General features: G+C 32.0%; 17 protein-coding genes. 9 read left to right on the top strand and 8 right to left on the bottom strand.

Annotated features, from left to right (window positions below; genetic code table 11):
* Window positions 1–200: 200 nt before the first annotated feature.
* The 5 genes from MHZ36_RS02955 to MHZ36_RS02935 all read left to right on the top strand — a co-directional run bounded on the left by MHZ36_RS02955 (window position 201) and on the right by MHZ36_RS02935 (window position 3,400).
* Window positions 201–566: a DUF4870 domain-containing protein gene (locus MHZ36_RS02955; protein ID WP_239229524.1), complete on the top strand. Its 366-nt coding sequence runs from the start codon at window positions 201–203 to the stop codon at window positions 564–566.
* A gap of 317 nt (window positions 567–883) precedes the next feature.
* Window positions 884–1,351, top strand: a complete 468-nt coding sequence (locus MHZ36_RS02950; protein ID WP_239229522.1) for a CHAP domain-containing protein — start codon at window positions 884–886, stop codon at window positions 1,349–1,351.
* Between the two features lie 299 nt (window positions 1,352–1,650).
* On the top strand, window positions 1,651–1,974 hold the full coding sequence (locus MHZ36_RS02945) for a DMT family transporter (protein WP_239229520.1): 324 nt from the start codon (window positions 1,651–1,653) through the stop codon (window positions 1,972–1,974).
* Window positions 1,971–2,285 (top strand): DMT family transporter, encoded by a 315-nt coding sequence (locus MHZ36_RS02940; protein ID WP_239229518.1) that lies wholly within the window; start codon window positions 1,971–1,973, stop codon window positions 2,283–2,285. The genes MHZ36_RS02945 and MHZ36_RS02940 overlap by 4 nt, the downstream gene beginning before the upstream one ends.
* Window positions 2,286–2,443: 158 nt before the next feature.
* Entirely contained in the window at window positions 2,444–3,400 is a 957-nt protein-coding gene (locus MHZ36_RS02935) for an NAD(P)-dependent oxidoreductase (protein WP_239229516.1), read from the top strand.
* A gap of 149 nt (window positions 3,401–3,549) precedes the next feature.
* Here MHZ36_RS02935 and MHZ36_RS02930 read toward each other — a convergent pair whose 3' ends face one another.
* The 7 genes from MHZ36_RS02930 to MHZ36_RS02900 form a co-directional block, all read right to left on the bottom strand.
* On the bottom strand, window positions 3,550–4,674 hold the full coding sequence (locus MHZ36_RS02930; RefSeq protein ID WP_239229514.1) for an FAD-dependent monooxygenase: 1,125 nt from the start codon (window positions 4,672–4,674) through the stop codon (window positions 3,550–3,552).
* Window positions 4,675–4,817: 143 nt separating this feature from the next.
* Window positions 4,818–5,594, bottom strand: a complete 777-nt coding sequence (locus MHZ36_RS02925; RefSeq protein ID WP_239229513.1) for an N-acetylglucosaminidase — start codon at window positions 5,592–5,594, stop codon at window positions 4,818–4,820.
* Window positions 5,595–5,622: 28 nt separating this feature from the next.
* Window positions 5,623–5,889, bottom strand: coding sequence for a hypothetical protein (locus MHZ36_RS02920; RefSeq protein ID WP_239229512.1), 267 nt, complete (start codon window positions 5,887–5,889; stop codon window positions 5,623–5,625).
* A 148-nt stretch (window positions 5,890–6,037) separates the two neighbouring features.
* Window positions 6,038–6,502, bottom strand: a complete 465-nt coding sequence (locus MHZ36_RS02915) for a helical membrane plugin domain-containing protein (protein WP_239229511.1) — start codon at window positions 6,500–6,502, stop codon at window positions 6,038–6,040.
* On the bottom strand, window positions 6,502–9,456 hold the full coding sequence (gene fdhF, locus MHZ36_RS02910) for a formate dehydrogenase subunit alpha (RefSeq protein WP_239229510.1): 2,955 nt from the start codon (window positions 9,454–9,456) through the stop codon (window positions 6,502–6,504). Before fdhF ends, MHZ36_RS02915 begins: the two co-directional genes overlap by 1 nt.
* A 516-nt stretch (window positions 9,457–9,972) precedes the next feature.
* A complete protein-coding gene (locus MHZ36_RS02905) occupies window positions 9,973–10,944 on the bottom strand; it encodes an LCP family glycopolymer transferase (protein WP_239229509.1) in 972 nt (323 codons plus the stop codon).
* Between the two features lie 125 nt (window positions 10,945–11,069).
* Window positions 11,070–11,861 carry an inositol monophosphatase family protein gene (locus tag MHZ36_RS02900; RefSeq protein ID WP_239229508.1) on the bottom strand — a complete coding sequence of 264 codons (792 nt, stop codon included), beginning with the start codon at window positions 11,859–11,861 and terminating at the stop codon, window positions 11,070–11,072.
* 451 nt (window positions 11,862–12,312) lie between these two features.
* Between MHZ36_RS02900 and MHZ36_RS02895 the strand changes: the two genes are divergently transcribed.
* Window positions 12,313–13,005 (top strand): helix-turn-helix transcriptional regulator, encoded by a 693-nt coding sequence (locus tag MHZ36_RS02895; protein ID WP_239229507.1) that lies wholly within the window; start codon window positions 12,313–12,315, stop codon window positions 13,003–13,005.
* 13 nt (window positions 13,006–13,018) lie between these two features.
* Here the strand turns inward: MHZ36_RS02895 and MHZ36_RS02890 are convergent, their stop codons facing one another.
* Window positions 13,019–13,750, bottom strand: a complete 732-nt coding sequence (locus MHZ36_RS02890) for a CPBP family intramembrane glutamic endopeptidase (protein ID WP_239229506.1) — start codon at window positions 13,748–13,750, stop codon at window positions 13,019–13,021.
* A gap of 167 nt (window positions 13,751–13,917) precedes the next feature.
* Here MHZ36_RS02890 and MHZ36_RS02885 point away from each other — a divergent pair, with 167 nt between their 5' ends.
* The 3 genes from MHZ36_RS02885 (at window position 13,918) to murQ (ending at window position 16,297) form a co-directional block, all read left to right on the top strand.
* Window positions 13,918–14,247 carry a hypothetical protein gene (locus MHZ36_RS02885; RefSeq protein WP_239229505.1) on the top strand — a complete coding sequence of 110 codons (330 nt, stop codon included), beginning with the start codon at window positions 13,918–13,920 and terminating at the stop codon, window positions 14,245–14,247.
* Between the two features lie 98 nt (window positions 14,248–14,345).
* A complete protein-coding gene (locus MHZ36_RS02880) occupies window positions 14,346–15,410 on the top strand; it encodes a MupG family TIM beta-alpha barrel fold protein (protein WP_239229504.1) in 1,065 nt (354 codons plus the stop codon).
* A complete protein-coding gene (murQ, locus tag MHZ36_RS02875) occupies window positions 15,410–16,297 on the top strand; it encodes an N-acetylmuramic acid 6-phosphate etherase (RefSeq protein WP_239229503.1) in 888 nt (295 codons plus the stop codon). Before MHZ36_RS02880 ends, murQ begins: the two co-directional genes overlap by 1 nt.
* The last annotated feature ends 33 nt before the right edge of the window (window positions 16,298–16,330 follow it).

Raw genomic sequence — 16,330 nt, 5'->3', positions numbered from 1 at the left:
TATTATAATCTAAACTAAGCTAGATAATATATGCTTCGATATAAAAGCACTATTTATAATAATAAGGTTGAAATTTAGCTATTTTTTAAACATATGAGAAATTAGTAATGACTATTTCTGATATTCCATAGTTTAATGTGTGTTAATATTTATATTTAAGTCTTATTTAGGTATAAATAAATTAAAAAGGAGGAAATATTATGTCAGAATTTGATAAGAACGGCCATTCGACAATTATAGAAGAAACAGACAATGAAGCACGATTGATGGCAATGTTAATTTACATCTTAAGTTTTTTCACTTCAATTATCGGGCCACTAATTATTTGGTTAATCAAACGTGATGAATCGCCCTTTGTAGATCGTGCTGGGAAAAATTATTTTAATTTCTTTTTATCCTACTTTATTTGGACGATTGTTGGAACACTATCTCTATTTATATTAGTTGGCTTTATTATTTTACCAATAATCTCTATATTAATAATCGTATTCACAATAATTGCTGCAGTAAAATCATATAATGGAGAAGATTATTTAGCACCTTTGTCTATTAGATTTATTAAATAAAAGTAATCTAAATATTAAGACTTTTTACAAGTCGTGTAATAATCCATTGTATTTCTTAGTTTCGAAATACACTAAATACCTTTAGTGCCAACATAATTAGAGAATATTTCATAATGTAACCTCACTATTCATTTATTACAATGACATGTGAGGTTTTTTTAATTGGTTTACAAAGACGTAACATTGCACACAAAAGCAAATTCATCTGTTAGAGTGTTATTTGTCGTTAAAAAGCACAGACGAAAAAACATTCAACTTAAATTAATTATAGATAAAAGTTATTTTATGAATGATGACTTTTGGGAGGACTTTTTAAAATGAAAAAATTATTAACAGCTACAACATTAACAGCAGGTATCGGAGCAGCAATGTTAGGATTAGATCAAGGACATGAAGCTGACGCTGCAGAACAAACTCAAACTCAATCTACTAACGAAAGCACAACACAGTCTACTTCAAGTGGTAATTTATATACAGCAGGTCAATGTACTTGGTACGTTTATGATCAAGTAAACGGAGAAATTGGTTCTACATGGGGAAATGCAAACAACTGGGCTTCAGCTGCATCTTCAGCTGGTTACACAGTAAATAACTCACCAGAACAAGGTTCAATCTTACAATCAAACTCTGGACCATATGGCCACGTTGCATATGTAAAAAACGTTTCAAGTGATGGTTCAGTAACAGTTTCTGAAATGAACTATGGTGGTGGACCATACTCAGTAAGCGAACGTACAATTTCATCAAGTGAAGCTAGTTCTTACAACTATATCCACTTAAACTAATTACTAAACATTTAAATATATCGCTACAACTTTATTAAAACTATAGAGACTGGGATATAAATCTCTATTCTCAAAAAAAGAGCGCTAATCTCATGGATTAGCGCTCTTTTTTATATATTATTTTGCGATTTTGAACATGTATGCTCCCTATAGCATCATTAAGCTCCTTTATCTTCTTTTTATATTGCATAATTATAGTAAAATCATATTTTAAACTTGTTTTTATAAAGTAGCTTATTGCAGTTTACGTATAACTTTGAGAAAATGGTTACGTTTCTTATATTTTAGGAGGTTGTATCATGCAGTGGTTAAAAGTAATATTGGCTGGATTAATAGAAGTATTATGGGTTACTGGTTTAAATATTGCGGATTCAATTTGGAGTTGGACCATAGTCGTTATTATAATTGGTCTTAGCTTCTTTTTAGTCATATCAGCGTGTAAATCCTTACCCGTAGGAACTGTTTATGCTGTTTTCGTCGGTATAGGGTCGGTTGGTACAGTTATTGTAGATATGCTCATTTTTGGTGACCCATTGAATATAATTAAACTGATGCTCATATGTCTATTAGTTATTGGTATTATTGGTCTCAAATTATCAACTTCGGAGGTAGAAAGCCAATGAGTTGGATTATCTTATTAATTGCAGGTTTATTAGAAGTTGTTGGTGTCATTATCCTTAATGAAATCACAAGAACAAAGAAAAAATCACTTATCATAGTTTTAGGTATCGCCTTTATTTGCAGTTTTAGCACCTTGAAATTAGCGATGAATTCTATTCCTATGGGTACTGCATATGCAATTTGGAGTGGTATTGGAACTGGTGGTGGTACATTAGTAGGTATGCTCGTTTATAATGAAGCCAAAAATACTAAACGTATATTTTTCATCTGTCTAATCATACTTTCGATTGTTGGACTTAAATTAACAAGTTAATATTAATGTTTCAAATTTCGTGATAGCTATTTTGTAGTGGATACATGCATAAAATGAAAGCGAATACAAATCATTTATTTTCTCTCAAATTTCAATAATAAAAATTTGTTTAGACTTTGTTTATTTACTATACTTTATATTAAAGGAAGTGATTATTCATGGTAAAAGTATATATCGCAGGACCAATACCTGATGCAGGACTGAAAGTATTAGAAAATGCAGGCGTTGAAGTTGAAATGTATGATGGTAAAGGGATTATTGATCAAGATACATTAAAAGAAGGCGTCAAAGATGCTGATGCATTAATTAGCCTTTTATCTACAAATGTTAATCAAGCAATTATTGATGCGGGTTCCAATTTGAAAATCATAGCGAATTATGGTGCTGGCTTTAACAATGTTGATACAGATTACGCGCGTCAAAAAAACATCGATGTTACAAACACGCCAAAAGCATCTACAAATTCGACTGCAGAGTTAACTTTTGGACTTGTCTTGGCAGCCGCACGTCGTATTGTTGAAGGTGATAAGCTATGTAGAGCAGAAGGTTTTGATGGATGGGCCCCTTTATTTTTCAGAGGTAGAGAGGTTTCGGGCAAAACTATCGGTATCATCGGTTTAGGTGAAATTGGTGGTGCAGTAGCTAAAAGAGCAAAAGCTTTTGATATGAATATCTTATACACTGGGCCAAATCAAAAAATTGATAAAGAACGTGAAATTGGAGCAAAATATGTGGATTTAGATACATTATTAAAGCATGCTGATTTCGTAACAATTAATGCTGCTTATTCTACTGATTTACATCACTTGATCGATGTAGAACAATTTAAGCTAATGAAATCAACTGGGTATTTAATCAATGCATCGAGAGGACCTATCGTACATGAAGAAGCATTAGTTTCAGCACTACAAAATAAAGAAATCGAAGGTGCTGCGTTAGATGTTTTTGAATTTGAACCAGAAATAAATGAAAAATTAAAGTCACTAAACAATGTAGTTATTACACCTCATATAGGGAATGCCACATTTGAATCAAGAGATATGATGGCAAAGATTGTTGCAAATGACACTTTGTCTAAATTAAATGATAAGTCGCCAAAATTTTTAGTTAATTAATCATTATCATATATTATTTCAACTATAAAATGTATTTTCAAAGTTATATCATTTATCTAATAAAAAGAGCCGATTGAACTTTTAAAAATTCAATCGGCTCTTTGCTATAATTATTCAATCGTTAAAATACAAATCTTTATTATTAATATTTATTTGATTTTTGTCTTAAATAAGAACTTTGTCTGAGCACTTGCAAATTGATTTGGTAATATTTTCGTGATTAGATTACGTATAGCAATAATCAATTTATTTGATTTTTGTGCTATTTTACCGATTCTACGAGAACGTTTAATCACTTTTTTGGCATGTTTTACGCGTAACTTATCATACCTTTGCAGTGCCTCTTCAAAATCATAACTCGCTATACAATTTGCTAAAACAATAGCATCTTCCATGGCTTGTCCAGCGCCTTGCCCCATATTAGGCGTTGTAGCATGCGCTGCGTCACCTAATAAGATTATACGTTGATGGATAAACGTCTTCAGTGGCTGTAGGTCAAAAATATCATGTAACAGTATGTCCGTTTCACTTTGTTTATCCAACATTGCCCTTACTTCATTAGGAAAATGATTAAATCTAGCTTGTAGGTGTGGCTTACCGTATGTCTTAAATTTCTCATCATTTTCTTTAGCATTAATAGAAATAAACCAATAAGCTTGGTGGTTCAATAACGGTACGATCCCCACTCTACCTTTCGATGACCAGTATTCCTTTGCAATATGCGTAGATTTAATATTGATGTCTTCTATCAATCCTCTAAATACAGTATAACCTCTATATATAGGTTTACTATTAGGTACAATTGATTGTCTAATAGTAGAATGAATGCCATCAGCTGCAATGCATAAATCAAAAGCCTCATCTGTTTGTGTTTCAAACTTCAAGGTTACCTTAAGTGCTTCATTTTCGATTGCAACCACATGATGTCCTAAAAATATTTGCTTTTCTGGCACATATGACTGAATTACATCAACAAGATCTTGTCTTTTAACAGTTAAATTTGTAGTTTTCTTTTTAAACTTCACATTAGACAACACGGTTCCTTTATCATCTAACACTTCCATTTGTTCTATTTCTTGCCCAATATTTCTAATACCTTTTACTAAATCATGATCACCTAATTTTTCTAGTACATTACCACCAATGCCAATACCTGCACCAATTTCAGATATCTTTTGATTCTTTTCAAATATCTTTACTTCATGCCCTTGCTCACTGAGTAATGCTGCGGTAGTTAAACCACCTATACCTGCACCTACTATAGCTATCTTCATCATTTTCACTCCAAATTTCCCTGAACTTTTTATTACAATATAACCTTTTGCTTTAATTCATTTTGATGGTTCATTTTCACAGAAAAAAAGATAACTACTGTAGCTAATACTACGTTATCCTTTAAATTGCTATAAATATCGTCTTATAAATAATAATCTTTATAGATATGATCCTTTTTAATACCAAACTTATCATAGTATCGTTGCATAAATTGAGCGATGTTGCCATCCCAGGCAATATCTGATGCATATTGGTGCTCTCCTGGAGACTTCGGATTCCATCGCATTTGATATAACGTAATTTGTTCTTTATCGAAATAATTTTTACGCACAAATTTGGCACCACCCATTATTGCTTGACCCGGTGTTGTCCAAGATTGTTTCTTCGCATAACTACTACCAGTATGCACTGCATTTTCATCAAATGCACCAATACCGAAAAAGTTATAATACTTTTTCCCATCATCTTTAATACCTTGTGCCAATTCTGAACGACCATGCCCTGTTTCTACTAAAGCATGACTAATAAGATATAACACGTTTACGTCATATTTTTCTTGTGCTTTAAGAAAGGATTTAGCTTGACCTTTTAAAACGCCTTTATCCTTTAATATCTGGTTTATTTCTTGTTCAGACATAGGTACTTTTTCAGAAATATCCATATAATTAAAATTTTCAAATTCATCATCAATACCCATGGCTTGTTTAACATCAGCTCTTGAAGCATCAACAAATTGGCCTTGTTCTTCTTTCATATTCAATGCATTACCATCAATTTGTTTACTAACAGCATCATTGAATGAAGTTGTTTTTTGATTATCAAACAAACTTGTCTCATTTATCACAAGTAATATTACAAAAATCACTAAAATTACCATTAACAATACAAACGAAAACCTATTTTTGATAAATTGGTTCATATTTAGAAAAACTCCCTAACTTACACAATTATTTGGTTAGCGTTATATAAATAAAAATAATCGCTATAAGTACGATTGCAAATGATACATTGATAGCAATCTTCATACCTCTTTTATCTCTAAATAATGTATTAAAAATAGTGAGGCTTATTGCCAATGAAACAACAAACATCGTTATTGCCATCATAATATTCATCGTAATCAAAAACACAATTCCCAAGACCAACATAATATTGGAAATAATTGCCATGATTTTTATCATTTTCGGATTAATACGTCTTCCTCTCCTCATCATTCAAACTTAAATAAAACTCTAATATTAGAAATTGTATCATATTTAAGTACTTTGCAATATGTCATTTTACAAACAAAAAATTAGGTCAAGACTGAATATTTCTTAACTCAAGTCTTGACCTAACTAGTTTAATTTTATTATTCATATACTATCTCGACATACCTCGGAGCATATTAAGCATATATGTTAAACTGCGATTCATTTCATCATCTTTTAATATACTCATTAAGCCAGTAATAGATGTTTTTTGATTAGGATTTGCTTGATTTGCAACATGCAATCCTTTATTTACTTTATTCAACATTGAAGATAAATCATTTACATTTAAATCTCCTAATAAAAATACGAGCGAAGCCATATTTGAAATAAGCCCTGTATATTGTTCCTTATTTAATTCCACTGCAAATTTATTAGCAATCACACCTCTACTCTTAACTGCTCCAGACAATGCATCTAAGATCTTAGCATCATCTAATGCACTAATAAGGTTTATAGCCTTTAGTATGCTATCCTTATTTGCTGCAATTGCCTCAGTCACTTCTTCCATACTTTCTTGTTTAATTTGCGCTTCGGTTTTTTCCATGCGTTTGATTTTTGTTATTCTTTCAGCCATTATCTGTCCACCTGACTTCCTGGGAATGTATAGTCATCACGTTTCCACTTGTCTTCAACTTTCACGCTAAATTGAGGTTGTCTTTGTTTATTCACTCGGAAATTTGTAGGGTTAAGTGGCGATTTCCCTCTACGTGTTTTCACTTCCATTCGACAACTCGTACGTTTATATGAAGGTGTATCTGTATCTTTATCAACATCACTGTTTGTCAATAAATTAATTGCACCTTTATCTCCGTGAATCATCGCATTGTTGTTTAATGGAATATAAATTTCTTTTCCTTTTACTCTATCGGTAACATGTGCCACTAATTCCGCTTCTCCCGTTTCGGAGATAAGTTTGATTTCTGCCCCTTCATGTATACCTCTATCTTTAGCTAATTCTGGTGAGATTTCTACAAAAGTATTAGGCATTTTATATTCTAAACCTGGTACTTTGTATGTCATATTACCCTCATGGAAGTGTTCTAGCAGTCTGCCATTATTCACATGTAAATCATAAACTTCATTCACTTTAAAGAAATTATCAAATGACAATGGATAGAAATTAGCCTTCCCATCTGCAAAATTAAATCTTTCTAAATACAATGTTGGTTCATCTGTACCATCCTCTGCAACTGGCCACTGTAAACTGTTATAGCCTTCTAAACGATCATAGTTCACCCCTGAGTATAATGGCGTCACACGTGCAACTTCGTCCATAATTTGACTTGGATGCGTATATCCCCAATCATAGCCTAATGATTTTGCAACAGATTGTATAATTTGCCAATCCGGTTTAGAATCACCTTTAGGTTCTAATGCTTGATATATACGTTGTATGCGTCGCTCAGTATTTGTAAACGTTCCTGTTTTTTCAAGTGATGGACTAGCTGGTAATACAACATCTGCATATGAAGCAGTGAATGTGAAAAATTCGTCTTGCACTACAAGAAAACCAACTTTTTCCAAGGCTGCTTGCACAAAGTTAATATTAGAATCAACAATACCTGTATCTTCACCATACAAATACAACGAGTCTATCTCACCTTCGTGAATACCTTCCATCATTTGATGGTTATCTCGTCCTGGTTTATTCGGTAAAGACTCTCCATATTCTTTTTCGAATTTTGCTCTCACTACTTCATTATCAACTAATTGATAACCAGGATATTGGTCTGGCATACTTCCCATATCACTACATCCTTGTACATTGTTATGTCCTCTCAATGGATATGCACCTGATCCTGGTTTTCTATAATTACCTGTAGCCAATAATAAGTTAGAAATCGCAGTCGATGTATCACTACCAATATCTTGTTGCGTTACACCCATTGCCCAACATATAGATACTGACTTAGCTTCAACAACTTGGTGTGCAAAGTCTATCAATGCCTCTTTAGATATACCTGTAGTTTCTTCAGCAAATTCCATAGTAAATGGTTCAAGAGATAGCTTATATTCATCAAACGCATTTACCCATTCTTCAATAAACGCTTTGTCGTGTAAGTCATTATCGATGATATATTTTGTTACCGCAGATAGCCATACTAAATCTGTGCCTGGCTTTGGTTGATAAAAATTATCTGCTCGCTCAGCCATTTCATGCTTTCTAATATCAAAAACATTAAGTGTATTTTGATAAAGTTTATGCCCTCGTTTAATTCTCGAAGCAATTACAGGGTGTGCTTCTGCTGTATTTGTACCAATAAGGACAACCATATCTGCAATTTCAAGATCTTCAATTGAACCAGAGTCACCGCCATGGCCAACTGTTCTAAATAACCCTTTAGTCGCCGGTGCTTGACAATATCTTGAACAATTATCGACGTTATTTGTACCAATGACTTGTCGTGCTAGCTTTTGCATTAAATACGATTCTTCATTAGTAGCTTTGGAAGATGAGATAAATGCTAAACCATCTGGTCCTAATTTTTCTTTTACTTTAATAAAATTATCAGAAATTACTTTTAATGCTTCTTCCCATTCTACCTCTTCGAATTGGCCATTTTTTCTAACTAATGGTTTTGTTAATCGTTCCTCTGAATCAACATAATCCCACCCGAATTTCCCTTTCACACATGATGAAATTTTGTTCGCAGGTGATTCATGTTGTGGTTGTACTTTTAATACCTCTCGATCTTTTGTCCACACATCGAAAGAACATCCAACGCCACAATAAGTACAGACTGTTTTTGTTTTTTCAATTCTTTCATCTCTCATCGCCGCTTCTGAATCCGAAACGGCAAACAACGGGCCGTAACCTGGTTCTGCTTTTTTAGTTAAATCAATCATTGCTTCTAATGAACCTGGTTCAAGATCTGTCATATAACCAGCATTGCCTTCCATGTTAACCTCAAGCATTGCATTACAAGGACAGACTGTTGCACACTGACCACAGCCTACACATGATGAGTCATTAATTGTTGTATCATTATCCCAAATAACACGTGGTTGTTGACGTTCCCAGTCTATCGTTAATGTTTCATTAACTTGTACATCTTGGCATACTTCTACACAACGCCCACACAATATACATTGATTAGGATCATAGCGGTAAAATGGACCATAATCTTTTTCATATGGCTTCTCTTTATATTCGTATGTCTGATGTTCGAGTCCCCATTGGTCCATTGTATTGTGAATTTCACAGTCTCCATTGTTATAATCACAAACTGTACAATACAACATATGTTTTTCTAAAATTCGATCTAATGCTTCCTTTTGACTTGTTTGTACATTATCTGTTTGTGTATTTACAACCATTGGTTTATCAATTGTCGTGCTACAAGCACGTGCAATTTGTCCATCAATTTCCACTGTACAAGTATCACATGTTTGAATTGGTCCAAGTGATTCGTTGTAACAAATTGAAGGAACAAATGTATCTTGTGATTTTATAAATTGTAAAAGATTTGTACCTGGCTCAACAAGATAATCTTTTCCATCTAACGAAACGATTAAATGTTCCTGCATTCGCTTCACCCCTATTTAATATTTATATTCTGCCTGTATGACTTCGTTGTTACTCAACAACATTCCATAGCAAAAGCCCCACACTTTTTGGTAATGTTACTTATATTGTAAACGTATTTAATAGGAATGTTAAGGCTTTCCCTTTTCTATTCCCTATTTAATATTATTAAAAAAGATGCCATTCCAATTAATAATATTACTTTGCATATATTATTAATTTTAAAAATTTTGTTTATATTAACTTTGCTATTGATCATAAGCAATAGCATCATTTTTGATTTTAAAAGTGTGAAACTATTTAAATAGTTCTAATATTTATACATACTATGATATTTCATCATATCATCAGTGATTTGATACAACTCTTGTGAGCATAACACTAACCAAATAATACAGACTAAAGTACTTCTTATGAAAAAGACATAAAAAAAATTGCCGACAAAGCTATAAACTTTGTCGGCAATTTAAGTTGAGACATTTATGACAACTCAACCTTTACCTTTAATCAAAATGATTTTAATAAATACCCAAATTATCTTTAATACTAGATTCAATCTCACTTAATGAACTTTGACTAGGCACGAAATAATATAGTCCATCATCTTGAATGCCACCTTGTCCATCTAACTGATGTTTATTTACTGTCTTGTCAGCATCTTTATAATTGCTTCTAACTGTATTTAATTCACCTATTGATAAGTCTGTTTTCACATTTTCTTTAATATGATTCATTATAGAATTAAAGTGCGTAATTGAATTTACACTAGATAATTTACTAGCTAATCCTTGAATTACAAGCTGTTGACGCTCTTGTCGACCAAAGTCTCCGCCAGCACCACTTTCCTTCCTACTTCTAATGAATGCCATTGCTGCATCTCCATCAAGGTGTGTCTTTTCACCATTATTAAACTGATGATTTTTATACGAGAATGTTGCGTTACTTGTTACATCAATGCCACCGACCGTATCAATCATATCTTTCATTCCATCCATATCAATTGTCGCATAGTGATCAATTGGCACATTCAGTAATTTTTCAACGGATTTCACTGCCATATCTGGACCACCATATGCATAAGCATGATTAATTTTCTCTGTTGTACCTTTACCGACAATCTTTGCTTGCGTATCTCTAGGAATACTTACAATCTCTGTTGTTTTCTTTTTAGGATTTATAGATAACACCATGATTGTATCACTGCGTTGTCCATCACCTTCTGAAGCTCTCTTCGCATCAGAATCTACACCAAATAGTGCGATTGTAAATGCATCTCCATCATCTAAACTGACATTTTTATCTCTTAATGATGATTTATCTCTATCTAATGGATTATGGATTGATCCACCTACTGAAAAAATCTTATATCCTAAATATATAACTGCTACTAACGCTAACAGTACTAAAATACCCAATAGCCATAAAAATACTTTTTTACCTAGTCCCATTTTCTTTTTTTCATTCAATCTAGAGCGATTCACGCTTATCATTCCCCATTCTATATTCAGTTTTCAACTTAAATTAATAAGTACATTATAAATGAATTTATTCAAATTGACATAGTGCTTAAGACCTAAAAAATTCAAAAAATTTCTTATTTAAAAATAATAAATCCTTATTTTTTATAACCTTCACCTGAATTTAAAATAGCCAACATTTCTTCGTGACATCCCGGATTGCTAATTATAAACGGACCAGCAGTTGCATAATCTAACGTTTCATTATCCAGTGTAGTCATTTTAAGTCCTAATTCACTAGCAAATAAAAATTGTGCTGCTATATCCCAAGGTTTTGGATTTGTATTTATATGTAGTCCAAATTGACCATTAATCACTCGAACCGAATCTAATCCACATGAACCTATATAACGATGACTGAAAGATGCGTCAAAGAGTTCTTGCATTTTTTTAGCGTTAATCACTAATGAATTAAATGAAATGACTGCATCCTTAAGTTCAATTGCTTCTGGTTTTTTTAAAGGTGTATCATTCACATAAGCGCCGTAACCTTTGACCGCCTTATATAACTTTCCATGAGGATAATCATAAATATAAGATAGCATCGGTTCACCATTCACAAAATAACCTAGAATAATACAATAGTCTTCTTGCTGTTTTACTAAATTTGCAGTCCCATCGATCGGATCCATTATCCAGACATGCCCTTCATTTGGATGAACTTCAACGTTAGATTTTTCTTCTGCAAATAATTGATGTTCAGGGAATTTATCATTTAAAAATTGTTGAAACCTTTGTTGAATCGTCTTATCAACATTTGTAACTAAATCAAATCTATTTTTCTTAGTGCTTGTATCCATTTCCTCAATTAATGCTGGAATAATATCATCCAATGAAGCGAGCCACGCTCTTACAGAATCATCTATATAAATCAATTGTTCTTTTTTCATGTCTACACCTCTTATTATAATCAAATCTAAATTTTGTTTATTTGTGCTTTATCTATGTATAATTTCGTTTCATTTTATCATAATTCACTCACTAAAATATATGGTACTAGTTTATTATTCAGTAAATTTTCTTGTATGCTAATGAAACAAAAAAGAAAACCGGCTAGTGACACTAGCCGGCTAAATAGAAAGGAAAGTAAGTAATAAATATTGAAGATGTTTGTTTAGTAACTCGTACGAATAATTGTTTACAAAACTATTATGTAAATAGCCTACCCCTTTGTTAATTATTCGTTACCCCCTTGTTACTATATACAATACTAACATAAGACCTGAAAAAATGTAAGCGTTTTCTAAAAGTTTTTTTAATAATTTTTATAAATGTCGTCATTGTCACTTTTATGGTATAATAATTGTAATATGTAATCATATTGGGAGGTGACTTTCTTAAATGAATAAACGCGAGCGGCAAAATAAATTGGTTCAAGCTATTCAAGAAAACAGACAAGTTACTGCTTCAGAATTAGCATCTGATTTAAATGTTTCAAAACGTACTATATTAAGGGATATTCAAGATTTAGAAGATCAAGGTGTTAAAATATTAGCTAAACACGGTAAGTTGGGTGGCTATCAATTGCAAGAAACACCAAATAGTTATGATATTGAATTAACTGAAAATCAACTTTCTGCATTATTTCTTGTACTTAATGAAAGTCAATCTTATACTACCCTTCCTTATAAAGAGGAAATTCAAGCAATAATAAAGAAATGCTTGAACTTACCTTATACTAAAATGAGACGCACACTTAAAAAATTAGACCGCTATATTAAATTTGATCGTCCACAACATGTGACCTTGCCCTCACTTTTTTCCGATGTACTCATCTATTGCACGGAACGCAATGTAATGGCAGTGGAACACGACCATGATGCAACGACCAGTACAGAAAATGTTATATTCATTGGTTTACTATGTGAAGAGGGTTTGTGGAAAGCAGTTGTTTTTGAAATCGGATTAGGTAAAACTAATATAATTCCTATAGAAGCAATTCAAGATATCTCTTATTCATTTGAAAAAACGATTAAGACACAAGATATAACGATTAATAACTTTCAACAGTTTTCGAATCCAACTGAACTTTAATTCAGTTGGATTTTTAATAATATAATGTAATCATCGTAATAATAAATGAAACGAAATTATTTAGCATATGTAAGCTAAAACTAACGATTAATTTATTATTTGCATTAATATAACTATATACTAATGCTGTTGCTAAGATAATATAGCTACCAAACTCAAATGGAGACGTAGCTCCACTTACATGCATCAAAGAGAATAACACTGCAGATACAATCCCCATAACTTTAAAATTTAACAATTTACCTAATTCACCAATCAGTAAATGTCTGAAAATGATCTCCTCAATGAGCGGTGCTGCAATTACAATAAGTAAAAATGCAAAAGGTAAAAACTTTGGATTTTCAAATAATACTTGTAATTGTAATTCATTTTGCGTTTCGCTAAATCCTAAATCTCCAGGTAGATATTGGACTGCAAAATTATAAAAATAAGAAGTTACAAACATCAATACAAAAACACTCATTAACCATACACTATGACGCTTAATAAAATGTAATCCTCTTGTTAATTTCAAATAGAAATCATCAATATGTAAAATATAAATTAAAAAAATACTCGCAGTATAAGCCAATAATTGAACTAATGAACTAAGCAATATTTCTTTTCCGTCACTTAAAGACCCAAATAGACTACTACCAAACTTCAGTATAACTACTGATAAAATTTCTAATATTAAAAATAGCGATATAATTATCAAGAAATCTTTCCATACTATGCTTTTACACCGTAAAAAAATTTGTTTCATCGTGTTCATACCTCTCTTGCTAAAATATCATTTCATTCAAAGCGATCATTCCCCTATTAAATATCTTTAGTATGAACCTCACCCTTTTAAATTAAAATCAGTATATCATTTTCAACAAATCAGAAAAAACGTTACCCTCATAAACTTATTTTTAAGGAGGATTTAAAATGCAATTAGAAGAATTATTAACCCTATCCAAAAGTGTACAACAGCTATTAAATTTAATTGAAGTTTATAAATTTGGTATTGTCACTGAACATAAGAAAAAAATTTCATTCCAACACGAATTAAATGCTTTCATAGAAAATGAATATTTCAATTTAAAAAACAATCCACTTCGTCATACTTCCCTCATTCACTATAATTATTATCGCTTTCTTGAAGATTATAAGACCCAACCTATCGATGAACTCACTGTAGGTAATACAATCAAATATATTTCTGGAATTCAACAAAGACTACTTAAAATACTTCACTTCATCAATTTATATTTGTAATAAAATTTCAAATAATATGATGTTAAAACCAAAAATTGTAATTACATTACAGTTATTGTACAATGAAAACGATTACAAACGGGAGGTGTAACTTTAAAATGGCTGGTTTTTCAATATATCTGGGTGAACCCCTTAATGAAGCATATATTAAGCAAATGGTCGATTTAGGTTATAACACAATTTTCACATCTGTACAGATACCAGAAGAAGATGAACATCAAAAATACCAAACATTAGAACTACTGTTAGATTTTTTAGACACATATACGATTCAATTTATCATTGATATCAATCCAGATTTAATTACACAATCTTTTTTCAAAATGTTACATCGTTATAGTAATTCACAATTCATTATTCGCATTGATCACAGTACTTCCATAGATATTGTAAATTCAATTATAAATGCTAATTTTAAATGTTGTCTAAATGCAAGTATCATTACACCAAAACTATTAACTAACCTTAAGGAAAAAGTTACTGATTTTAATCATATTATTTACTGTCATAATTATTACCCAAGACCAGATACAGGATTATCACAAAACTTTGTTTTAAAACAAAATAACATCATTAAGACATATAATAATTCATCTGAAATCTATGCTTTTATAGCGGGCACCAATAAAAGAGGCCCGATTTACAGAGGATTACCAACGATTGAATCAACACGATATCAACCTCTTATTATAAGTGCAACAACTTTATTAGATACAAATACTTCAGATTTTATAATCGGAGATCCTTACATTTCAACATATGATGCCAATCAACTTTACCAAGCAATAAATCAAAGACACTTTACTTTACGTGTTCAACCTTCTTATACAAGAAGTTTTAATCAGTATTCAATATTACATCATCATCATACTGTTCGACTCGATAATCCAGAAAAAGTAATACGCTCACAAGAAGCACGACAATATCATGACAGTCAAGTATTACCAGATAATTCAATTGAGCGTGAACCTGGTCATATCACATTAGATAACACACTTAACGGGCGTTACGAAGGCGAATTACAAATAATAAAGCAACAGTTACCTCAGCACCCCAACATTAATATTATAGCTAAACTTATAGATGCTGATTTATTACTTCTGAACTGCATAAAACCTGGTGATACATTTTCATTTATCAAACAAACAAAGGAGCCAAAATAATGAAACATTTATCTACTGAGTCACGAAATGAGGCATCCATGCACTTAGATGAAATGACAATAGAAGAAGCATTAATAACAATGAACAGAGAAGATCAAAAAGTACCTCAAGAAATCAGTAAAATTATCCCAAAACTTTCTGAAGTAATCGAAGTTACAATAAATCGATTTAAAAACGGTGGCAGAATTATTTATCTTGGTGCTGGTACTAGTGGCAGATTAGGTGTTTTAGATGCCGCAGAATGTGTCCCAACTTTTAACACATCTATAAACGAAGTTATCGGTCTGATTGCTGGTGGACAACGTGCACTAACAGTAGCTGTCGAAGGTGCTGAAGATAATCTTTCACTTGCTAGACAAGACCTAACTCATATTCATGTATCAGATAAAGATGTTGTTATTGGTATTGCAGCAAGTGGTTCTACGCCATATGTAAAAGGCGGACTTCAATGCGCAAATGAATCGGGCGCTCATACAGTGGCGATTTCATGTAATACAGATACAGAAATTAGTAAATTAGCTAATCATGCGATAGAAGTTGATGTTGGACCAGAAATACTTACAGGTTCAACACGTTTAAAGGCTGGCACTGCGCAAAAACTCATCTTAAACATGATTTCCACACTCACTATGGTTGGTGTAGGTAAAGTTTATGATAATTTAATGATTGACGTAAAAGCGACAAACAAAAAATTAATTGATCGCTCAATTCGTATTATTCAGGACATTTGCGATATTTCATACTCTGAAGCACAACAACAATTTGAAGCATCTGGAGAAAATGTAAAAGTAGCAGTTGTTATGCAACTTTGCACTCTTTCAAAACAAGCCGCCGAAGAAAAACTCTTGGCTAACGATTCATTTGTTAAACGTGCGATTCAGTCATAATACTGATATATATGTTAACCCTACCCTCATACA

Origin of the sequence: Staphylococcus sp. ACRSN (assembly GCF_022346615.1) — a bacterium.
GTDB lineage: Bacteria > Bacillota > Bacilli > Staphylococcales > Staphylococcaceae > Staphylococcus.
Note: the sequence above shows the minus strand (reverse complement) of the source record. Positions and strands in the feature narration are given on the sequence as shown.